This window comes from Actinomycetospora aeridis (assembly GCF_037400275.1).
Taxonomy (GTDB): Bacteria; Actinomycetota; Actinomycetes; order Mycobacteriales; family Pseudonocardiaceae; genus Actinomycetospora; species Actinomycetospora aeridis.
Genome location: NZ_JBBEGL010000001.1, coordinates 776,583 through 797,844, shown reverse-complemented (window position 1 = coordinate 797,844; position 21,262 = coordinate 776,583). Strand labels below are relative to the sequence as shown.

The following is a 21,262-nucleotide window of genomic DNA, read 5'->3' as shown; positions in this document are numbered from 1 at the left end:
GCTAGTCGTTAGGGGTCACGTGCTGGGGCTCAGCCGAGCCGCCGGCTCAGTTCGTCGAGCCGGCCGGCCACGCTGCCGTCGATGACCTCGTCCCCCACCTGGATCACGAGACCACCGACCAGGGCGGGGTCGACCTCGAGGTGCAGGGTGATGTCCCGACGGTAGATGCGCGTCAGGGCGTCGGCCAGTCGTCGTTGCTGCTGGTCGGACAGGGTGATCGGCGAGCGCACGGTCGCGACGGACCGCTCCCGGCGCTCGGCGGCGAGCTCGGCCAGGCGCTCCAGGCCCTGGGCGATGCCGCGGCCGGTGGGGTGGGCCACGAGCTGTGCGGTCAGCTTGCGGGTGATGGGCTCGGCCTTGTCGGCGAGGAGCCGGTCGAGCACCTGCTGCTTGCCGTCGGCGTCCGCCGCCGGGTCACCGAGCAGGCGCTCGAGGTCGGGCTGCCCCGCGACGATGCGTCCGAGGCGGAACAGCTCGTCCTCGACGGCGTCGAGCCGGCCGTCCTTCTCGGCGGAGAGGAGCAGGGCCTCCCGGGCGACGATGCGCAGGGCGTCGACGAGGTCGTCGGGCCGTGACCACGACGACGAGACCGCGGTGCGCACGACGTCGGCCGTCGCCGAGGTCACCTGCTGGTCGACCAGACGGGACGCGAGGCCCTCCCGGTCGTCCGCGGAGCGCGACGAGTCGGCCAGCGTGCGCCGCAGCACCGCCTCGCGGCGGAGCAGGTCGGCGACGGCGTCGAGCTGCTCGGCCACGGTGCCGAGGTCGCCCGCGGACGCCTGCGCCGTCGACTCACCGAGACGTCGGCGCGTGGCCTCGAGCGCGTCCCGGCTCGCGGCGTGGAAGTCGGCCGTCAGGCCGCTCGTGGCCGTCATGCCTGCCCTCCGTTCCCGCTGATGACGCTCGCGTCGGGGTCGGCGGACGCGCCGCCCGCCGATCCACCCATGGCTTCGAGCTCGTCGAGGAAGCGGTCGACGCTCTGGCCCTTGCTCGCGTCGTCGGACAGCGCCGACGACACGATGCGACGCGAGAGCTCGACGGACTCGCGCCCGGTCTGGGCGCGCAGCTCGGCGATCGCGCGGGACCGCGAGGCCTCCAGGGACTGACGCCCCTGGGCGCGGACCCGCTCGGCCTCCTCCTGCGCCCGGGTGTCCATGTCCTGGCCGATGCGCTCGGCGTCGGCACGGGCGTCGTCCCGGATGCGCGCGGTCTCGTCGTCGACCCGCGCCAACCTGTCCCGGCTGCGCGCGAGCTCGGCCTTGGCGTCGGCCTCCATGGCCTCGGCCTTGGCGATCCCGCCCTCGATCTGCTTCTTCGTGTCCTCGTGCGAGGTCACGACGTTCGGCCACGCGAACTTGCCGATCACGTAGACGAGCAGCGAGAAGGCGATCAGGCCGACGATGATCTCCGCGACGTGCGGGAACGCGGCGTACGGCTCGCCCGCCGGCTGCTCGGCCAGCACCTCGATGGCACTCATGTGTTCACCTCCCGCCCCTCCGGCGACCGGTCAGGGGGAATCAGATGGCGAACGCGAGCACCAGACCGATGATGGCGAGCGCCTCGGAGAGCGCGAAGCCGATGAACGCGATGGTCTGCAGCTGGCCACGGGCCTCGGGCTGGCGGGCCACACCGTTGATGAACGCCGCGAAGACGATGCCGACGCCGATACCGGGGCCGACGGCGGAGAGGCCGTAGCCGACCATGTTGAGGCTGCCCTGAACCATGAGGGGTTCCTTTCCGGGTGGTCGTTCGTGGAGGTCGGGGGGAGGTGGAGATCGGGTGGGACGACGCCGGTGGTTCCGGCGACCCCGTGACCTAGTGCTCGTCGGCCAGCGACGCACCGATGTACGACGCCGTGAGGACCGTGAAGATGTAGGCCTGCACCACCTGGATGAAGGCCTCGAAGAACGTCATGACGATCGCGAAGGCGAACGCGAACGGCGACAGGACGTTCAGGACGAGGTCGTCCGCGACGGTGAGCATGTACTCGCCACCGAAGATGAAGACCAGCAGCAGCAGGTGGCCGGCGAGCATGTTGCCGAACAACCGCAGGGAGAGCGTGACCGGACGCAGGATGAAGTTCGAGAGGAACTCGATCGGGGTCAGGATGACGCGGACCCACCCCGGCACACCGGGCGGCCACGTCATGAGCCGCACGTACCCGCCGAAACCCTGCTTCCTGATGCCGACGTAGTTGTAGATCAGCCAGGTGATGGCGGCGAGCGCGTAGGCCATGCCCGGGTGCGAGAACGACGGGAACTGCACGAACGGCAGGATCCCGAACACGTTGTTCACCAGGATGAACGCGAAGAGCGCGACCAGGTAGGGCACGTACTTGCGGAACTCAGGGCCGATGTTGTCGCGCGCGATCTGGTCGCGGACGATGCCCTGGAACTTCTCCGCGAGGAACTGCAGCCGTCCCGGCACCACCTTCGGGTCCTTCGTCGCCAGCGCGAAGAAGAGCCACACGAAGCCGGCCGCGACGATGAACTGGATCGAGACCTTGTCGACCCATTCGAGGACAGGGACGCCCTCGAAGATCGGGGGGAGGTTGAAGTCCTCGACACCGGGCGCCTTGAAGCCCTCGGCCGGGGTGCCGGGCGGGACCGGCGGCGCCGGCACCTGCGTCAACAACGACGAGATCACCCGTGCTGCTCCTTCCGGTCCTCCGGGCCGGCGGGTTCACCGGGTCGAGGGGGGTCGGGGGGGACGTAAAGGTATCGGATGTAGATCAACGCGAAGGACGCCGCCCCACCGGCCAGCAGACCGATGAGGAGGAACCACCGCGTCGAGAGCAGGGCGTCGAGCCCCCACCCCAGACCGCCGAACACGAGGATCCCGGTGATCAGGTGGGAGAGGACCGTCCAGGCCTCCGACGGGGAGTGGTCGGACCCCTGCCGAGGGGTGCGACCCGCATCTCCGCGGAGGCTGTCCTGCGCCATCGAGGCGCACCATATCAGCACGTTCGTCGCAGTCCACTACGGGACGTCGGAGGCCACATCCCTGGTCGGGGGATCGCCGGGACCCTTCAGACCGCGATCGTGGGCCCGGGCTTGCGGGCGTAGGCGATGACCTCGCCGACGATGAACGCGAGGGCCGTCGGACCGAGCGCCAGCGCCGCGATCCGGGTGTCGACGACGCCGAGGGCCTGGAGCACCAGGAAGATCACGAGCAGCAGGCCGAGCTTGCCCATCATGCTCACGAGCGCCGCCGCCATCACCACCATCGGGTCGGCGGCCGCGGTCCAGCGCATCACCAGGGGGCCGAGCGAGCACACGCCGATGACGACCACCGCGCCGACGACCGCGGCGACCACCCCGGTGACCCCGGCGAGCAGGCCGGCGACGACCGCGGCGAGCACGGCCACGACGACCGCGGGCCAGAGGCCGCCGCGCAGCATCGCGCTACTGGCCTCGAGGACCTGCGCGGTGGTGGCGGGGGTGGCGTGGGGGGTCTGCTGGGGACGCGTGTGCTGCTGGGGGGTCGGCTCGGGGGCCTCGGGGCTGGTCATCGGGTCTCTCTCGTGGAGGGGTGCGCCGGTCAGGCGCGGGAGCGCAGGCGCGGGACGGCGGAGGCCAGTACGGCGACGAGCACGCCCCCGGTGACCATCCAGACCACCAGGAACGCGTTGTCGACCAGCGCGAGGGCGACGGCCCCGAACGACAGCACGCCCGCCCACAGGTAGATGAGCAGGACGGCGCGGCGCTGGGAGTGGCCGATCTCGAGCAGCCGGTGGTGCAGGTGCATCTTGTCCGGCGCGAAGGGGCTGGTGCCCGCGCGGGTCCGGCGGATCACGGCGAGCAGCAGGTCGAGCAGCGGGACGAAGACGACCGCGGCGACGACGATCAGCGGCGTGACCAGGGCCAGCGCCCCGGTGGCGCCGGTGGTCGAGTAGTTGGTGCGCCCGGAGGCCGTGGTGGTGGCCGCGGCGAGGGTCAGACCGATGAACATCGAGCCGGAGTCGCCCATGAACAGGCGGGCGGGCTGGAAGTTGTGGGGCAGGAACCCCGCCAGCGCGCCGGCGAGGACGGCGGCGATGAGCGCGGGCGGGTAGGCGTTGACGTCACCGTTCTGCTGGCCGAGCAGGCCGAGGGCGAACGCGCAGGTGGCGGTGGCGGCGATCGTGCCGATGCCCGCGGCGAGACCGTCGAGCCCGTCGACGAAGTTCATCGCGTTGATCAGCAGGACGCACAGGAACACGGTGATGAGCACGCCCTGGTCCTGGCCGAGCAGCAGCACCGAGCCGGTGCTCCCGCCCGTGCCGCCCCACGGGAGGTACACCGCGGTCCACTGCACGCCCATGAGCACGAGCACGCCCGCGGCGGTGGCCTGGCCGGCGAGCTTGGTCAGCGCGTCGAGGCCGAACCGGTCGTCGAGCACCCCGACGACGACGATGACGCCGCCGGCGACGAGCACGGCGATCGTCTCGTTGGAGTAGTCGAAGGCGCGGCGCAGCACCGGCAGCTGCGAGGCCACGAACACGCCCCCGACGACACCGAGGTAGATGCCGACGCCGCCGAGGCGCGGGATCGGGATGGTGTGCACGTCACGGCCGCGGGGCACCGCGATCGCCCCGATCCGCAGCGCGAAGCGGCGGACCAGGCCGGTCAGCAGGTAGGTGACGACCGCGGCGGACAGCCCGACGAGCAGGTACTCCCTGATCGGGAGCCCCATCGGGGCGAAGTCCGGTGACGGGCCCACGGCACCCGAGGGTAGACCCGGGCTCCGACGCCGAGCGTGAGCCGCCCTCGTGTCGAGGTCGCTAGCGCGGGTAGGCCGGGAAGCGCGACACCAGGGTGCCGACCTCCTCGCGCACGTCGGCGAGGGTCTTCTGGCCCACGTCGGTGCTCTCGTCGGCGGTGACCGCGGTGGCGATGAGGCGGGCGACGTCGCCCATCTCGCCCTCGGTCATGCCCTGCGTGGTGATCGACGGCGAGCCGACGCGGATGCCCGACGCGGTCATCGGCGGCTGCGGGTCGTACGGGATCGCGTTCTTGTTGAGCGTGATGCCGGCGAGCCCGCTGCGGGCCTCCGCCTCCTTGCCGGTGACGCCGAGGGGCTGGAGGTCGAGCAGCGCGAGGTGGGTGTCGGTGCCGCCCGAGATCGCGCGCATGCCCTGGGTCTCGAGCCCGGAGGTGAGCGCCTGCGCGTTGGCGATGACCTGGCGGGCGTAGCGCTGGTAGTCCTCGGTCGCGGCCTCGGCGAGCGCCGTCGCCTTGGCGGCCACCGCGTGCATGAGCGGGCCGCCCTGCAGGAACGGGAAGACGGCCTTGTCCAGCGCCTTCGCGTGCTCGGCCTTGGAGACGAGCATGCCGCCGCGGGGGCCGCGCAGCACCTTGTGCGTCGTGAACGTGACGACGTCGGCGTAGGGCACCGGGCTGGGGATGGCCTTGCCGGCGACGAGGCCGATGAAGTGGGCGGCGTCGACCCAGAGGATCGCGCCGACCTCGTCGGCGATCGCGCGGAACTTCTCGAAGTCGATGAGGCGCGGGTAGGCGGTGGCGCCCGCGACGATCATCTTCGGGCGGTGCTCGAGCGCCAGGTCGCGGACCTGGTCGTAGTCGATGAGACCGTCGTCCTCGCGCACGGTGTAGGGCACCGGCTCGAACCACTTGCCCGAGAAGCTGACCTTCGCGCCGTGGGTGAGGTGCCCGCCGTGGGGCAGGCTCATGGCCAGCACCTTGTCGCCGGGCTGGCAGAACGCCGCGTAGACCGCGAGGTTCGCGTTGGCGCCCGAGTGCGGCTGGAGGTTGGCGTGCTCGGCGCCGAAGAGGGCCTTGGCACGGTCGATGCCGATGAGCTCGGCGCGGTCGACGACCTCGCAGCCGCCGTAGTAGCGCCGGCCCGGGTAGCCCTCGGCGTACTTGTTCGACAGCGTCGAGCCCAGCGCGGCGAGCACCGCGGGGCTGGTGAGGTTCTCGCTCGCGATGAGCTGGAGTCCGCCGCGCAGCCGGGTGAGCTCGTCGTCGACGACCTGGGCGATCTCGGGGTCGACGGCCTTGAGCGCGTCGTAGTCCGGGCCCCAGAAGTGCTGCGAGTCGGCTGCCATGTCGGCCCACGTTACCGGCGCATCACGGGGGCGCGCGGCCCCCGTGGTACGAGGGTCACAGTCCTACGTGAGCGAACTTGGGGCCTATAGGCCCCAAGTTCGCTCACATGGTGACGGGGACGCCGACGACGCGGGAGACGTCGTCGGCGCTGACCGCGCCCTCGCGGCGCAGGCGCGGGGTCTCGCCGGTGAGGTCGACGATCGTCGAGCCCACGCCGGACGCGCAGACCCCGCCGTCGAGGTAGACCTCCACCGACTCGCCGAGCTGGTCACGCGCCTCCTGCGCCGTGGTGGCCGGCGGCTGCCCGGAGACGTTCGCGCTGCTCTGGGCCATCGGGCCGACCTCGCGCAGCAGCTCGAGGGCCACCGGGTGCAGCGGCATCCGCAGCATCACGGTCCCGCGGGTGGTCCCGAGGTCCCAGGCGAGGCTCGGCGCGTGCGGCAGCACGATCGACAGCCCGCCGGGCCAGAACGCCTCGACGAGGTCGCGCGCCACCGGCGGCACCGCGCCGACCAGCCCGTCGATCGTCGACCAGCTGCCGACGAGCACGCCCAGCGGCATGTCCGGCCCGCGGTGCTTCGCGGCGAGCAGGTCGGCGACGGCCGTCGCGTTGAACGCGTCCGCGACGATGCCGTACAGGGTGTCGGTGGGGGTGACGACGAGGCGTCCCGCCCGCACCGCCGCCGCCGCGGCGGCCAGCCCCGTGGGTCGCGTCGCCGGGTCCTCGCAGTCGTACACCGTGGCCACGACGCCCCAGCCTAGGCGCGCGTCCCGGTGGCCACGCGGGGGCGTCCGGTGAGATCGGGCAGGGTCCTGACCTCGGTGAACCCCGCGCCGTCCAGCACCTCCCGGACCGCGGCCGGGTGCGAGTCGTCGTGCTCGATCCCCACCGCTCCCCCGGGCCGCAGCAGCCTCCGGGCCAGGGTCGCGACGGGCCGGATGACCGCGAGCCCGTCGGCGCCGGCGAACACCGCGCCGTGGGGGTCGGCGTCGACCTCGGGCGGCACCGCGAGCCCCTCGGGGACGTAGGGCGGGTTGCAGACCACGAGGTCGGCGGCGCCGTCGAGGTCGGCGAGGACGCCGGGGACGGTCACGTCGGCCTCATGGAGGGTGACGCGGGAGCCGGCGAGGTTCCGGCGCGTCCAGCTCAGGGCGTCGGGGTCGACCTCGACGGCGTGGACGGTGGCGTCCGGGCGTGCGTGGGCGATCGCCAGCGCGAGCGCGCCGGTGCCGGTGCAGAGGTCGACGACGACGTCGGCCCGCTGCGCCAGCGCCCACTCCAGGAGCACCTCGGTCTCCGGGCGGGGCACGAACGCCCCGGGGCCGACGGCCACCTCGACGGGCCCGAGCACCGCGGTGCCGAGCAGGTGCTGGAGGGGTTCGCGGGCCGCCCGGCGGGCGACCAGGGCGTCGAGCGCGGATTCGTCGGCCGGAGGCTCGGCGAGCAGCAGACGCCCCCGCGGGATCCCCAGGACGTGGGCGACGAGCTGCTCGGCGTCCGCCCGCGGCGACGCGACCCCGGCGTCGGCGAGCCGGGTGGTGGTGCGGGCGAGCAGAGCTGTGATCAGGACTGAGTCGCCTCGTCTGCGGCCTTCGCCATCCGCTCGGAGCGGTCGGCCGCGCGCAGCGCGTCGAGCACCCCGTCGAGGTCGCCGTCGAGCACCCGGTCGAGGTCGTGGGACTTGTAGCCGATGCGGTGGTCGGAGATCCGGTTCTCGGGGAAGTTGTAGGTGCGCACCCGCTCGGAGCGGTCGACCGTGCGGACCTGGCTGCGCCGGTCGGCCGACGCCTGCGCCTGCTCGGCCTCGTCGGCGATGGCCTGCAGGCGGCTGCGCAGCACCTCGAGGGCGCGCGCCTTGTTCTGCAGCTGCGAGCGCTCGTTCTGGCAGGAGACGACCACGCCGGTCGGCAGGTGGGTGATGCGGACCGCCGAGTCGGTGGTGTTGACGCCCTGCCCGCCCTTGCCGGACGACCGGAAGACGTCGACCCGCAGGTCCTTCTCGTCGATCTCGACGTCCGCGGCCCCCTCGACCTCGGGGTAGACGAGCACCCCGGCCGCGGAGGTGTGGATCCGGCCCTGCGACTCGGTGACGGGCACGCGCTGGACGCGGTGCACCCCGCCCTCGTACTTGAACCAGGACCAGACGCCCTCGGGCTCACTGCCGGGCGCGGTCACCGTCACGGTGACGTCCTTGTAGCCGCCGAGGTCGGACTCCGTCGCCGAGAGCACCTCGACCTTCCAGCCGCGGCGCTCGGCGTAGCGGGAGTACATGCGCAGCAGGTCGCCGGCGAACAGCGCCGACTCCTCGCCGCCCTCCCCCGACTTGACCTCGACGACCACGTCGTTCGCGTCCGCGGGGTCGCGCGGCACGAGCTGCTCGGCCAGCCGCGCCCGCAGGGTCTCGACGCGGGGCTCCAGCTCGGTGACCTCGGCGGCGAACGCCGGATCCTCGCGGGCGAGCTCGCGGGCGTCGGCGAGGTCTGCCTCGGCCGAACCCAGCTCGCCGACCGTCGCCACGACCGGCGAGATCGCGGCGTAGCGCCGGCCCAGCGAGCGGGCGAGCGCGGCGTCGGCGTGTACGTCCGGGTCGGCGAGGCGCGCCTCCAGGCCCGCGTGCTCCTCGAGCAGCGCGGTGACGCCGGGCGACGACGTCATGCTGTCCTGGGCCACCTCGGACCTCCTCTCCACGGACCTGCCCCGACACCCTTCCCCGACACGCAGAACGCCCGCCGCCCCGCGCGTGGCGCTGGGGCGACGGGCGTCGCGGGAGCTACTTCTTGTTCGGGGTGCGCTTCCCGTAGCGGGCCTCGAAGCGGGCCACACGGCCGCCGGTGTCCATGATCCGCTGCTTGCCCGTGTAGAACGGGTGGCACGCGGAGCAGATCTCGACGGTGATGTTGCCGCCCGGCTTGGTGCTCCGGGTGGTGAACGAGTTGCCGCAGCCGCACAGCACCTGGGTCTCGTGGTAATCGGGGTGGATGCCGCTCTTCACGGATCGGGGTCCTCTCGTGTGATGGTCGCCGGGTCCCCGTCGTGCGTGGGGTGAACCGGAACCTGCCTCGCGGGCCATTCTCGCAGGACCGCCCGCTGGTCCGTGTAACCACCTCGGGGCCGGCGGTGTTCCCGGCTCGGGGTAGCTCAGTCGTCGTCCTTGCCGGGCGTCGTCTTCGCGACCTGCATGAGGAACTCGATGTTCGTCCGGCTCTTGCGCAGCCGGTCGAGGACGAGCTCGATCGCCTGCTGGGAGTCCAGCGCGGCCAGCACGCGGCGCAGCCGGTGGGTCACCGCCATCTCGTCCGGCGAGAGCAGCAGCTCCTCCTTGCGCGTCCCCGACGGATCGGGGTCGATCGCGGGGAAGATGCGCTTGTCGGCGAGCTTGCGGTCGAGCTTGAGCTCGGCGTTGCCGGTGCCCTTGAACTCCTCGAAGATCACCGTGTCCATCGTCGACCCGGTCTCGACCAGGGCCGTCGCGAAGATGGTGAGCGAGCCGCCGTCCTCGATGTTCCGCGCCGCGCCGAGGAAGCGCTTCGGCGGGTAGAGGGCGGTGGAGTCGACACCACCGGACAGGATGCGCCCGGACGCCGGGGCCGCGAGGTTGTACGCGCGGCCGAGGCGGGTGATCGAGTCGAGCAGGACCACGACGTCGTGACCCATCTCGACCAGGCGCTTCGCCCGCTCGATGGCCAGCTCCGAGAGCGAGGTGTGGTCCGACGGCGGCCGGTCGAAGGTGGAGGCGATGACCTCGCCCTTCACCGAGCGCTGCATGTCGGTGACCTCCTCCGGCCGCTCGTCGACGAGCACGACCATGAGGTGGACCTCGGGGTTGTTCGTGGTGATCGCGTTGGCGATCGCCTGCAGCACCATCGTCTTGCCGGCCTTGGGCGGCGAGACGATCAGCGCGCGCTGGCCCTTGCCGACGGGCATGACCAGGTCGATGACGCGCGTCGTCAGCAGGTGCGAGTCGGTCTCGAGCCGCAGCCGCTCGTTGGGGTAGAGCGGGGTGAGCTTGGTGAACTCCGGACGCTTGCGCGCCGCCTCGGGGTCGAGCCCGTTGATCGAGTCGATGCGGACGAGCGGGTTGAACTTCTGGCGGTTCTGCTCGCCCTCGCGCTGCTGGCGCACCTGCCCGGTGACGGCGTCGCCGCGGCGCAGGCCGTGCTTGCGCACCAGCGACATCGACACGTAGACGTCGTTCGGCCCGGACGCGTAGCCCGAGGTGCGGACGAACGCGTAGTTGTCGAGCACGTCGAGGATGCCGGCGACGGGGATGAGGACGTCGTCGTCGCGGACCTCGGGCTCGCCGCCGCCCTGGCCGCCGCCGCGCTCGGTGCGCTCGCCGCGGTCGTTGCGGTTGCGGCGACGGTCGCGGAAACGCCGGCCGCGGCGGCGTCCGCCGCCGTCCTCGTCGTCCTCGTCGTCCTCCCGCTGGTTGGTCTGCTGCTGGCCGCCCTGCTGGTTGCCCTGGTTCTGGCCACCCTGGTTCTGGTTGCCCTGCTGGTTGCGGCCGCCGCCCTGGCCGCCCTGCTGGCCGCCCTGGTTCTGGCCGCCCTGCTGGCCCTGCCCGTTCTGGTCGGGCCGGCCGCCCTGCTGGCGGTCACGGTCGCGGTCACGATCGCGGTCGCGCTGGCGCCGGGACTGACCCCGGCCACCGTCACCGTCGCCGTCGGGTGTGGTGTCGGTGCGCTCGGTGCCGGGCGCGCTGTCGGTGGTGTCGGTCGTGTCGGTCGCCGTGTCGGCAGCGGGGACCTCGGTGTCCGCGGCTGCGGCGGCGTCCGGCGCCTCCGCGCCCGGGCCGGCGTCACGGCGGGCGCCGCGACGGCCCCGGCGCGACGAGGTCGGCGCCTCGGTGGGGGTGTCGGTGGGGGTGTCGGTGGGCGCCTCGGTCGCGGCGGCGGCCACCGCCTCCGCGGCGGGCACGGCGTCGGACGCCGCGGTCACGGCGGCCGGCTCGACCGGTGCCTCGACGGGCGCCTCGGTGGGAGCAGCCCCGTTCGTCGAGGTGGTGTCGTCGGAAGCCTCGGTGACCTCGGCCGGGGTCTGCTCGGGCGGCGGGCCCGAGGCCGAGGTGGCCCGCCGACGACCGCCGCGACGCCGGGGCGGGGCGGTCTCCTCGGCGGAGCCGTCGGTCGCGGCCTCCGCGGGCGCCGACGCCGGGGCCTCGGCCGGCGCGCCGTTGGCGGCGGCGTCCTCACCGAGCGGCAGCTGGTCACCACCGCCGGACTGCCGCTTCTTGATCTCGGCGATGAGGTCGTTGCGCCGCATCCCCGTCGTGTCGGAGACGCCGAGCGAGGTCGCGAGGTCGCGCAGCTCGGCGAGCACCATTCCGGAAACACCTCCCCGCCGGCGCCGCTCGGGCGCGGGAGTCGCGGCGCCGTCGGCGCCGTCGGTGGAGATGACGTCGGTTTCGGTCACGCAGGTCCTTCCTGACCGACCCGGGGACCAACCCGGGCCGCGGACGTGTCCGCCCCGCACAGCGGGGCTGGTCGCGGGTCCGTCACCGACCCGGCGGACCGGCGACTGTCGGTCTCGGGTGGGAAGGCCCGCGGAACTCTCGTACAGCGATCATGAGTGTCCGTCCGCCGGGAGGCCCGGCGGCTGGGGAAGAGGGTGGCCCCGAACGGAGGCGGGACCTAGGCACCGACGCGCCACACGCGTGGTCGCTGTGGGCCTCAATGTAGACCCCGGCCCTGCGACCGGCAACAACCACCCCCCGCGTGCCGCAGGGGCCGGAACGCCTCAGACGATCTCGACCCGGGCGCCCTCGGTGTCGACCGCGAGGGAGCGCACGGTGAACCCGGCGGTGTCGAGGTCGTCGGGCAGGCGGCCGTCGAGGGTCAGGGCGAGCACCGTGGGCCCCGCCCCCGACACGACCGCCGGGACGCCGGCCCCGCGCAGGGCGTCGACGACGGCGGCGGTCTCCGGGTAGGCGGGCCGCCGGTAGGGCTGGTGCAGGCGGTCCTCGGTGGCCGCGAGCAGCAGGGCGGGGTCGCTGGTCAGCGCGTGCACGAGCAGCGCCGAGCGGGCCGCGGTGAACGCCGCGTCGGCGTGCGGGACGCGGTCGGGCAGCAGGCCGCGGGTGGCCTCGGTGGAGCTGGAGCGCTCGGCGACCAGCGCGACCGGCCGCAGCGTCGGGTGCGGGGTGAGGTGCGCGGCGTGCCACGCGCCCTCGTGTCCCCAGCTCACGACGAGCCCGCCGTAGAGGCAGGCCGCGACGTTGTCGGCGTGCCCGTCGAAGCCCGCCGCGAGGTCGAGCACGGCGTCCTCGCCGAGGGGGTGCGTCGGCTCCAGCAGCGCCCGGGCGGCCACGATCCCGGCCACGGCGGCGGCCGCCGACGACCCGAGCCCGCGGCTGTGCGGGATGACGTTGCGACACCGCAGGCGCAGCGACACCCGCGGCGCCCCGGCCCGGTCGAACGTCGCGTGCGCGGCCCGCAGCACGAGGTGGCGCTCGTCGCGGGGGACGCGCGCCGCGCCCTCCCCCTCGACCTCCACCGAGCAGCGGTCACCGTCGCCGACCGACAGCTCGACCTCGTCCCACATCCCCAGCGCCAGGCCGAGGGTGTCGAAGCCGGGCCCGAGGTTCGCCGACGTCGCCGGCACCCGGACGCGTGCGACGGTGCCCGCGGGCAGGTCCGCCAGGTGGCCGGCCTCCCGGCCCGCCACCTCCGCCCCGGCGCTCAGCGCAGGCCCAGGGCGTCGGCGACGGCGTCCACCTGCGGCGGGAGCACGACGGGGTCGGACGCGTCGGCGAGCGCGGTCGCGGGGTCCTTGAGCCCGTGCCCGGTCACCGTGCACACGACGAGCTGGCCGCTGTCGAGGCGCCCGGACCGGGCCTTGGCGAGCAGCCCGCCCACCGACGCCGCCGAGGCCGGCTCCACGAACACGCCCTCGCGGGCGGCGAGCAGCCGGTAGGCCTCGAGGATGGCGTCGTCGTCGACCATGGTGATCTCACCGGCGGACTCGTCGCGCGCGGCGATCGCGCCGTCCCAGGACGCGGGCGAGCCGATACGGATGGCCGTCGCCAGGGTCTCCGGGTCGCTCACCGGCGCGCCGCGCACGAGCGGGGCCGCCCCGGCCGCCTGCACCCCGAGCATGCGGGGCGTGCCGGCCACGACGCCGTCGCCGGCGTACTCGGTGTAGCCGCGCCAGTAGGCCGTGATGTTGCCGGCGTTGCCCACCGGCAGGGCGTGGACGTCGGGTGCGCGGCCGAGCTGGTCGCAGATCTCGAACGACGCGGTCTTCTGGCCCTCGATGCGCGCCGGGTTCACCGAGTTGACCAGGGCGATCGGGTACTGCTCGGCGGCGCGGCGGGCCAGTTCGAGGCAGGCGTCGAAGTTGCCCTCGAGCTGCAGGATGCGCGCGCCGTGCACGGTGGCCTGCGCGAGCTTGCCGAGCGCGATCTTGCCCTGCGGCACCAGCACCGCGCAGGTCATGCCGGCCCGCGTCGCGTAGGCGGCGGCCGAGGCCGAGGTGTTGCCGGTGGACGCGCAGATCACCGCCTGGGCGCCCCCGGCGAGGGCCTCGGTCATCGCCACGGTCATGCCGCGGTCCTTGAACGAGCCCGTCGGGTTGGCGCCCTCGATCTTGAGGTGGACCTCGCAGCCGGTGAGCTCGGAGAGGTGCGGCGCCGGCAGCAGCGGCGTGCCGCCCTCGCGCAGCGTCACGACGCCCCAGCCGGGCTGCACCCGGGGCATGCGGTCGCGGTAGGCTTCGATGATGCCGGGCCACTCGACGCGGGCCCCCAGCGCGTGAGCAGGCATGACGGTCACGATCCACCCCCCAGCTCGGTCACCGGACGTCCCAGTCCCTCGACCCGCAGCACGCCGGCGACGCCGCGGACGGCGTCGAGACCGGTCAGGGCCTCGACGGTGGCGGCGAGCGCGGCGTCGGAGGCCGAGTGGGTCACGATCACCAGTGTGGCGTCCTTGGGTCCGGGCGCGCCATCGTCCGCGTCACTGCCGGACGTCCCGCCCCGGCCTTCCTGCCGGACCGTCGCGATCGAGACCCCGTGCTCGGCGAACACGCCCGCGACCTGCGCGAGCACGCCCGCGCGGTCGGTGACGTCGAGCGCGACGTGGTAGCGGGTGTGGGTGTCGCCCATCGCGAGCACCGGCAGCGCCGCGTGGGCGGTGTCGCGGGGGCCGCGCCCGCCGATGACGCGGTTGCGCGCGGCCGCGACGAGGTCGCCGAGCACGGCGCTCGCCGTCTGCGGGCCTCCCGCGCCCTGGCCGTAGAACATCAGCTGCCCGGCGGCCGCGGCCTCGATGAACACCGCGTTGTAGGCGCCCGAGACCGAGGCCAGCGGGTGCGAGCGCGGGATCATCGCCGGGTGCACGCGGGCGCTCACGCTGCCGTCGGTCTGCTCGCAGATCGCCAGCAGCTTCACCGTGCAGCCCAGCGCCTTGGCCGCGGCGATGTCGGCGGCGGTGACGTCGCGGATGCCCTCGCGGTACACGTCGTCGGCGGTGACGCGGGTGTGGAAGGCGAGGCTCGCGAGGATCGCGGCCTTGGAGGCGGCGTCGTAGCCGTCGACGTCGGCGGTCGGGTCGGCCTCGGCGTACCCGAGCCTGCCGGCCTCCTCGAGCGCCTCGGTGTAGTTGGCCCCGGAGGACGCCATCGCCGAGAGGATGAAGTTGGTGGTGCCGTTGACGATGCCGGCCACGCGCACGATGCGGTCGCCGGCCAGCGACTGCTGGATCGGGCGCAGCAGCGGGATCGCGCCGGCCACCGAGGCCTCGTAGTAGAGGTCGGCGCCGGACTCGTCGGCGGCGGCCGCGAGCGCCGCGCCGTCCTCGGCGAGCAGCGCCTTGTTGGCCGACACCACCGACTTGCCGTTCTTCAGCGCGGTGAGCAGCAGCCCGCGCACGGGCTCGATGCCCCCGACCAGCTCGACGACGACGTCGACCTCGTCGCGGGACACCAGCTCGGCGGCGTCGGTGGTGAGCAGGTCGGCCGGCACGTCGGGATGGCGCTGCGGGCGGCGGACCGCGACCCCGACGAGGTGCAGCGGCGCCCCGATCCGGGCCGCGAGCTCGTCGGCCTGCTCGGTGAGCAGGCGGACCACCTGCGAGCCGACGACCCCGGCGCCCAGGAGGGCGACGTTCACGGCGCGTCGATGGTCCAGCTCCGCTGCGCTCCGTGTCTGAGTCATGACACCTCCAGTCGCGCCAGGTCGTCGAGCGTCTCGCGCCGCAGCAGCGGGCGCGACGTGCCGTCGGCCACGGCGACGACCGCGGGCCGCGGGACCTTGTTGTACGCGCTGGCCATCGCGTAGCAGTAGGCCCCGGTCGCGGCGACGGCGACGAGGTCGCCGGGCGCGAGGTCGGCGGGCAGCCAGCAGTCGCGCACCACGACGTCGCCGGACTCGCAGTGCTTCCCGACGACGCGGGAGCGCACCGGCGGGGCGCTCGCGGCCGAGCGTGACACCAGGCGGCAGTCGTAGTGCGCGTCGTAGAGGGCGGTGCGGATGTTGTCGCTCATCCCGCCGTCGACGCTGACGTAGCGGCGCCGCGCGCCCCCGCCGAGCTCGACGTCCTTGACGGTGCCGACCTCGTAGAGCGTCACCGTGCCCGGGCCGACGATCGCCCGGCCCGGCTCGACGGCGATCCGCGGCGGCGCGAGGCCCACCCGCGCCGACTCCCGCTCGACGATGGCGCGCAGCTCGCCCGCCATCCACGCGGGCGAGCGGGGGTGGTCGGCGACGGTGTAGGCGATGCCCATGCCGCCGCCGAGGTCGACGGTGCCCAGGGCGTCGGCGATGGCCTCGCCGTGCTCGTCGCGCAGCTCGGCGAGCAGCCCGATCACGCGGCGCGCGGCCAGCTCGAAGCCGTCGGCATCGAAGATCTGCGAGCCGATGTGGCTGTGCAGCCCGACGAGGTGCAGCCCCGGCGACTTGATCACCCGGCGCACCGCCTCGGCGGCGTCGCCCGCGGCCAGCGAGAAGCCGAACTTCTGGTCCTCGTGGGCGGTGGCGATGAACTCGTGGGTGTGGGCCTCGACGCCGACGGTCACGCGGACCATGACGTCGGCCCGGACGTCGCGCCCGCGGGCGATCTCGTCGAGCCGGGCGATCTCGACGTAGGAGTCGACGACGATCGCCCCGACGCCGGCGTCGAGCGCCGCGGCGAGCTCGTGGCGGCTCTTGTTGTTGCCGTGGACCGTGATGCGCTCGGGCGGGAAGCCCCCGCGCAGCGCCGTGAGCAGCTCCCCCTCGGTGCAGACGTCGAGGCCGAGGCCCTCGTCGGCGACCCAGCGGGCGGTCTCGGCGGTGAGGAACGCCTTCGCGGCGTAGTGCACGAGGCCCGGGTCGCCGTACGCGGCGGCGTGCTCGGCGCACCGCGAGCGGAAGTCGGCCTCGTCGACGACGAACAGCGCCGTGCCGTGGTCCCGGGCGAGGGTGCGGACGTCGACGCCGGCGACGCGCACGACGCCGTCGTCGCCACGCACGGCGTGGCGGGGCCACACGGCGGCGGGCAGCGCGTCGAGGGTCGCGGCGTCCGGGGGGCCGGCGCCGTCCTCGGGCTGCGGGATGACGTCGGCGTGGCGGGGCCCGGCGGGATGGGCGCGGGTCATCGTGGGTGCTACCAGCTCTGCTCGTGGTTTCCAGTGGTCACATGCGCTCGGGCGCGCTGACGCCGAGCAGGCCCAGGCCGTTCTCGAGCACCTGGCGCGCCGCGGAGCACAGCGCGAGGCGCGCGGTGTGGATGGCCGCGGGCTCCTCGTCGCCCTGGGGCAGGACGCGGCAGGAGTCGTAGAAGCGGTGGTAGGTGCCGGCCAGCTCCTCGAGGTAGCGCGCGACCCGGTGGGGCTCGCGCAGGCTCGCGGCCGAGGACAGCACGCGCGGGAACTCCCCGAGCGTGCGGATCAGGTCGCCCTCGCGGGGGTGGGTCAGCAGCGCGAGGTCCGGGTCGTCGGCCGAGACGCCCAGGTCGGCGGCGTTGCGGGCCAGCGACGCGAGCCGCGCGTGGGCGTACTGCACGTAGAACACGGGGTTCTCGTTGGTGCGGCTCGAGATGAGGTCGAGGTCGATCTCGAGCACCTGGTCGACCGAGCTGCGCGCCAGCGTGTAGCGCGCGGCATCCACGCCGACGGCGTCGACGAGGTCCTCCAAGGTGATGATCGTGCCGGCGCGCTTGGACATCTTCACCGGCGCGCCGTCGCGCACCAGGTTCACGAGCTGCCCGATGAGCACCTCGACGCGCGCCGGGTCGTCGCCGAACGCCGCCGCGACGGCCTTGAGGCGGTGGATGTAGCCGTGGTGGTCGGCGCCCAGCATGTAGATCGCGAGGTCGGCGCCGCGGGCGCGCTTGTCGCGGTAGTAGGCGATGTCGCCCGCGATGTAGGCCGGGGTGCCGTCGGACTTGATGACGACGCGGTCCTTGTCGTCGCCCTGCGCGGTGGAGCGCATCCACCACGCGCCCTCGGCGAAGTACAGCGCGTCGTCGTCCTTGAGGTCCTGCACGGCCTTCTCGACGGCGCCGGAGCTGTGCAGCGCGAGCTCGGAGGACCACACGTCGAAGTGGGTGCCGAACCCGTCGAGGCTCGCCCGCATCTCGTCGAGCATGATCTGCACGCCGAGGCGCTTGAACGCGGCGTGCTTCTCGCCCTCGGGCTGGTCGAGCACTCCCTGCTCGGTGTCGACCACCTTCTGCGCGACCTCGGCGACGTACGCCCCGCCGTAGCCGTTCTCCGGCACCGGGCGCCCCTCGGCGGCCGCGATCAGCGACTCGGCGAACCGGTCGATCTGCGCGCCCGCGTCGTTGACGTAGTACTCGCGGGTGACCGCGGCGCCCTGGCTCGCGAGGACGCGACCGAGCGCGTCACCGACCGCCGCCCACCGCGTGCCCCCGAGGTGGATGGGGCCCGTGGGGTTCGCGGAGACGAACTCGAGGTTGATCGCCTGCCCGGTCAGCGCGTCGGTGTGCCCGTACGCCTCCCCGGCCGCGAGGACACCGGCGACGATGCCGCCCTGCGCGTCCGCGGCCAGGCGCAGGTTGAGGAACCCGGGGCCCGCGACCTCGGCGGCGGCGATGCCGTCCTCCTGCTCGAGGCGCTTGGCCAGCCAGCCCGCCAGGTCGGCCGGCGGCACCCCGGCCTTCTTCGCCGAGCGCATGGCGAGGTTGGTGCTGTAGTCGCCGTGCTCGGGGTTGCGCGGACGCTCCACCGTGACCGTCTCGGGCAGCACCGTCGTGTCGAGGCCGCGCTCGGAGAGCACGTCCACGGCGACGGCGTGCAGGAGGTCGGCCAGGGCTGCGGGGGTCACCTCGAGGATTCTAGGGACCGGGGCCTGCGCGTTCTCGGCCCGGAGTCACCCGTGGGGTGGCCCCGTCCGGTGATCACGGGGGGTCACGGAGGCGTGACGGCGTCCTCCGTAAACTCCTGGCCATGGCGAGTGGTGGGTCCGGCCGCAGGTCCGGATCGAGCTCCGGGTCGAGCTCCGGGTCGAGGTCGTCCTCCGGCCCGGCACGGGGTGGACGCAGCGGCAACGGCCAGGCGCGCGGAGGTAGCGGGCAGCGGTCCCAGCAGCGGCCGAACGCCAAGCGCGGCCCGAACCCCGTCACCCGCGGCAAGCGCCCCGCCGCCGGCACGCGGCGCCAGGTCCCGTGGCTGCTCATCGGCGCCATCGCGGTGATCGTGGTGCTGGCGGTCGGCGTCATCGGCTTCGCGCTCTCCCGCGAGAGCGAGGTCAGCGCCTGGCGCCCCAGCGACGACAACCGCGACCCGTCGCTCGCGATCCCCGGCATCGTCACCGGGCAGTACGCGGGTCAGCAGCACGTCAACGCCCAGCAGCGCGTCGCGTACGACCGCTCGCCCCCGTTCGGCGGCCCGCACGACGCCTACTGGGCGGCGTGCACCGGCATCGTCTACCCGACCCCGGTGCGCACCGAGAACATGGTCCACTCCCTCGAGCACGGCGCGGTGTGGATCGCCTACAACCCGGACCAGATCTCGGGGCCGGCGCAGCAGGCGCTCGCGGCGCGGGTGCAGGGCCAGGACTACACGATGATGTCGCCGTACCCGGGCCTCGACCAGCCGATCTCGCTGCAGTCGTGGGGCCACGAGCTCAAGCTCAGCGACCCGAACGACCCGCGCATCGACCAGTTCATCTCCTCGCTGCGCCAGAACCAGTACGCCTACCCCGAGGTCGGGGCCAGCTGCGACGCCCTCGGGCCGGGCTACTTCGACCCGGACAACCCGCCGCCCTTCGACGCCTCGCCCCCGCCGCCGGACGCGGTGACGATGGACGGGCGCGGCGCGCAGGCCGGGAACGGGGGCTGAGCGTGGCCGCCGACACCGAGGTCGACCGCGTCGACACGCCCCCTCCCCCGCCCGTCGACGACGACGGGGACGACGGCGGCGGCTCCGGCGGCTCCGGCGGGTGGTGGTCGGCGAGCCCGGGGTGGGCCAAGGCGGTCGTCGCCGGAGGGCTCGCGCTGGTGCTCGTGCTCGTCGGGGTCATCGGCGGCATCGCGCTCGGCCGGTCCACCGCCACGACGTACGGCCCCGCCGAGGGCTCGATCGACGTCGGGTTCCTCCAGGACATGGTCGTGCACCACGGCCAGGCGGTCGAGATGGCCGTGTGGGCGCGGAACAACACCGCCGACCCGCAGGTGCGCCAGATCGCCTTCGACATCGAGTCGACCCAGACCTCGCAGGTCGGGCGCATGGAGGGCTGGCTGACCCTGTGGGGCGAGCCGCTGAGGCCACCCGGCGGGCAGTACATGGGCTGGATGGGCATGCCGACGGCCGCGATGCCGGGCATGGCGTCGCCCGACGACCTGGCCCGGATGCGCGCCTCCACCGGCCGCGAGCTCGACGTGGCGTTCCTGCAGCTCATGCTGCGCCACCACCAGGGCGGCCTGCCGATGATGCAGGCCGCGGCGTCCGAGGCGTCGGTGCCCGCGGTGCGCGCGTTGGCCCAGAGCATGGTGGCGTCGCAGTCCGCCGAGTCGGCGACGATGACGCAGATGCTCGCCGAGCGCGGCGGGGCACCCCTCCCGGCCCCCGCCGACCCCCACGCCGGCATGGCCCACGACATGCCCGGCATGAACTAACGGCTCCGACACACGGGGTGGTGTCAGCGTGGCGGCCACGCTGACGTTGGACGTCAGGAAATCCACCCGCTCGATCCCCGGGGCCCTCGATCGCGATCCTGGTGACGGGACCCCGCGGATGCGCGGGAATCGTCACCGCCGTCCCGATCTCGACGCCAGGGTGCGACGCAGACGCGACAGGAACCCGTCCGGGTCGGTCATCAGCTCGTGCCAGTGGGTTCGCACGACGACCCAGCCCTCGGCGGCGAGCGCCGACTGCCGCGGCCCGTCGGTGAGGAAGGCACGCAGGTCGCGGTGGTATGCCCACCCGTCGATCTCGAGCACCACCTTGTCCCCGGGGAACACGACGTCGCCGACGGCGCGCCCGTAGCCGGGCAGGACGACCTCGGTGTTCGCGATCCACCCGCGGATCCCGGCATCCCTGATCAGCCGGTGTGCCCGACGCTCGGCCTCCGACCGCGCTCCGCCCGCCGCGAGGACGATCAGCTCACCGGCCAGCGGCGCGCCCCGCCGCCCGGCCGCACGGTGGTGCGCCGACACGAGGGCCGGGAGACCCACGCGACGCCGGAGCAGCGCGCGATCCATCAGGCGCGCCCCCTCGGTCAGCCCCATCCGCACCCCGGCGTCGAGCACCGTCGGGGCCCGGCACGTCACGGCCAGGCCCCGATGGCGGGTGCGGTCGGCGGCGTCGACCGTGCGACGCGACATGAGGACGCCGTCGCGGGGCCGGACCTGGCGGTCACGATCGACCGCGATCTCGACCCGGCCGGGAGCGGCGTCGAGGAGGTCCCACCACCACGCCGCGGACCGGCCGACGAGCACGGCCCCGTCGCCGACCGACAACATCGCCGCGAACGTCCTCGACGCGGGCGTCTCGTCGTGCTCGAGGACGTGGAACACCCGCGGGCCTGCGCGTCGCCACGCCTTCGCCGCGAGACGGCGGGCGATGGTGTCCTCGCTCAGCCCGGCGACCCGGGCCTGGGCGAGGCTCAGGACCCCGTGCTGGAGGCGGACGAGACGACGGAGCTCGGACATCTGCTGGTGGGTGCTCATGCAGGGTTCGACGCAGCGGCGCTCGCCACGGATCCATCCGGTTCCGCGCAAGGTCGGGAACCCGGTGACGGATTCCCCGTGAATCTGCGGGTATCGGTCACCGA

Annotated in this window: 21 protein-coding genes; 2 read left to right on the top strand and 19 right to left on the bottom strand. The window is 73.8% G+C overall.

Annotation, left to right across the window (positions count from 1 at the left end; all coding sequences use genetic code 11):
- Nucleotides 1-29: 29 nt before the first annotated feature.
- The 18 genes from WCD41_RS03795 to argS form a co-directional block, all read right to left on the bottom strand.
- A complete protein-coding gene (locus WCD41_RS03795; RefSeq protein ID WP_337712335.1) occupies nt 30-857 on the bottom strand; it encodes a F0F1 ATP synthase subunit delta in 828 nt (275 codons plus the stop codon).
- A 14-nt stretch (nt 858-871) separates the two neighbouring features.
- Entirely contained in the window at nt 872-1,477 is a 606-nt protein-coding gene (gene atpF / locus WCD41_RS03790) for a F0F1 ATP synthase subunit B (protein ID WP_337712030.1), read from the bottom strand.
- A gap of 40 nt (nt 1,478-1,517) precedes the next feature.
- A complete protein-coding gene (gene atpE, locus WCD41_RS03785; protein ID WP_116706531.1) occupies nt 1,518-1,724 on the bottom strand; it encodes an ATP synthase F0 subunit C in 207 nt (68 codons plus the stop codon).
- Nucleotides 1,725-1,815: 91 nt separating this feature from the next.
- Nucleotides 1,816-2,646 (bottom strand): F0F1 ATP synthase subunit A, encoded by an 831-nt coding sequence (gene atpB, locus WCD41_RS03780; protein WP_337712029.1) that lies wholly within the window; start codon nt 2,644-2,646, stop codon nt 1,816-1,818.
- On the bottom strand, nt 2,643-2,942 hold the full coding sequence (locus WCD41_RS03775) for an AtpZ/AtpI family protein (protein WP_337712028.1): 300 nt from the start codon (nt 2,940-2,942) through the stop codon (nt 2,643-2,645). Before WCD41_RS03775 ends, atpB begins: the two co-directional genes overlap by 4 nt.
- 86 nt (nt 2,943-3,028) lie before the next feature.
- Nucleotides 3,029-3,511, bottom strand: coding sequence for a Cg1360 family ATP-synthase-associated protein (locus tag WCD41_RS03770; protein ID WP_337712027.1), 483 nt, complete (start codon nt 3,509-3,511; stop codon nt 3,029-3,031).
- Between the two features lie 29 nt (nt 3,512-3,540).
- On the bottom strand, nt 3,541-4,674 hold the full coding sequence (locus tag WCD41_RS03765) for a glycosyltransferase family 4 protein (protein ID WP_337712334.1): 1,134 nt from the start codon (nt 4,672-4,674) through the stop codon (nt 3,541-3,543).
- Nucleotides 4,675-4,762: 88 nt separating this feature from the next.
- Entirely contained in the window at nt 4,763-6,049 is a 1,287-nt protein-coding gene (gene glyA, locus WCD41_RS03760) for a serine hydroxymethyltransferase (RefSeq protein WP_337712026.1), read from the bottom strand.
- Nucleotides 6,050-6,152: 103 nt separating this feature from the next.
- Nucleotides 6,153-6,797 (bottom strand): L-threonylcarbamoyladenylate synthase, encoded by a 645-nt coding sequence (locus tag WCD41_RS03755; protein WP_337712025.1) that lies wholly within the window; start codon nt 6,795-6,797, stop codon nt 6,153-6,155.
- Nucleotides 6,798-6,808: 11 nt separating this feature from the next.
- Nucleotides 6,809-7,615 carry a peptide chain release factor N(5)-glutamine methyltransferase gene (gene prmC, locus WCD41_RS03750; RefSeq protein WP_373695077.1) on the bottom strand — a complete coding sequence of 269 codons (807 nt, stop codon included), beginning with the start codon at nt 7,613-7,615 and terminating at the stop codon, nt 6,809-6,811.
- On the bottom strand, nt 7,615-8,706 hold the full coding sequence (gene prfA, locus WCD41_RS03745; RefSeq protein ID WP_337712332.1) for a peptide chain release factor 1: 1,092 nt from the start codon (nt 8,704-8,706) through the stop codon (nt 7,615-7,617). Before prfA ends, prmC begins: the two co-directional genes overlap by 1 nt.
- A 115-nt stretch (nt 8,707-8,821) precedes the next feature.
- Nucleotides 8,822-9,043 carry a 50S ribosomal protein L31 gene (gene rpmE / locus WCD41_RS03740; RefSeq protein WP_337712024.1) on the bottom strand — a complete coding sequence of 74 codons (222 nt, stop codon included), beginning with the start codon at nt 9,041-9,043 and terminating at the stop codon, nt 8,822-8,824.
- Nucleotides 9,044-9,189: 146 nt separating this feature from the next.
- Nucleotides 9,190-11,373, bottom strand: a complete 2,184-nt coding sequence (rho, locus tag WCD41_RS03735) for a transcription termination factor Rho (protein ID WP_337712331.1) — start codon at nt 11,371-11,373, stop codon at nt 9,190-9,192.
- 414 nt (nt 11,374-11,787) lie between these two features.
- Complete coding sequence (thrB, locus tag WCD41_RS03730) at nt 11,788-12,714, bottom strand: homoserine kinase (protein WP_337712023.1); 927 nt, start codon at nt 12,712-12,714, stop codon at nt 11,788-11,790.
- 14 nt (nt 12,715-12,728) lie between these two features.
- On the bottom strand, nt 12,729-13,811 hold the full coding sequence (thrC, locus tag WCD41_RS03725) for a threonine synthase (protein ID WP_337712022.1): 1,083 nt from the start codon (nt 13,809-13,811) through the stop codon (nt 12,729-12,731).
- A 5-nt stretch (nt 13,812-13,816) separates the two neighbouring features.
- Entirely contained in the window at nt 13,817-15,202 is a 1,386-nt protein-coding gene (locus WCD41_RS03720) for a homoserine dehydrogenase (RefSeq protein ID WP_337712021.1), read from the bottom strand.
- The gene (lysA, locus tag WCD41_RS03715; protein ID WP_337712020.1) at nt 15,199-16,623 is read right to left on the bottom strand and encodes a diaminopimelate decarboxylase; all 1,425 of its coding nucleotides are present in this window, start codon (nt 16,621-16,623) and stop codon (nt 15,199-15,201) included. The genes WCD41_RS03720 and lysA overlap by 4 nt, the downstream gene beginning before the upstream one ends.
- A gap of 37 nt (nt 16,624-16,660) precedes the next feature.
- A complete protein-coding gene (gene argS, locus WCD41_RS03710; protein WP_337712019.1) occupies nt 16,661-18,313 on the bottom strand; it encodes an arginine--tRNA ligase in 1,653 nt (550 codons plus the stop codon).
- A 122-nt stretch (nt 18,314-18,435) separates the two neighbouring features.
- Between argS and WCD41_RS03705 the strand changes: the two genes are divergently transcribed.
- Entirely contained in the window at nt 18,436-19,329 is an 894-nt protein-coding gene (locus WCD41_RS03705) for a thioredoxin-like domain-containing protein (RefSeq protein ID WP_337712018.1), read from the top strand.
- Between the two features lie 2 nt (nt 19,330-19,331).
- Nucleotides 19,332-20,105 carry a DUF305 domain-containing protein gene (locus WCD41_RS03700; RefSeq protein ID WP_337712017.1) on the top strand — a complete coding sequence of 258 codons (774 nt, stop codon included), beginning with the start codon at nt 19,332-19,334 and terminating at the stop codon, nt 20,103-20,105.
- Nucleotides 20,106-20,237: 132 nt separating this feature from the next.
- Here the strand turns inward: WCD41_RS03700 and WCD41_RS03695 are convergent, their stop codons facing one another.
- Nucleotides 20,238-21,158, bottom strand: coding sequence for an endonuclease domain-containing protein (locus WCD41_RS03695; protein WP_337712016.1), 921 nt, complete (start codon nt 21,156-21,158; stop codon nt 20,238-20,240).
- Nucleotides 21,159-21,262 lie beyond the last annotated feature (104 nt).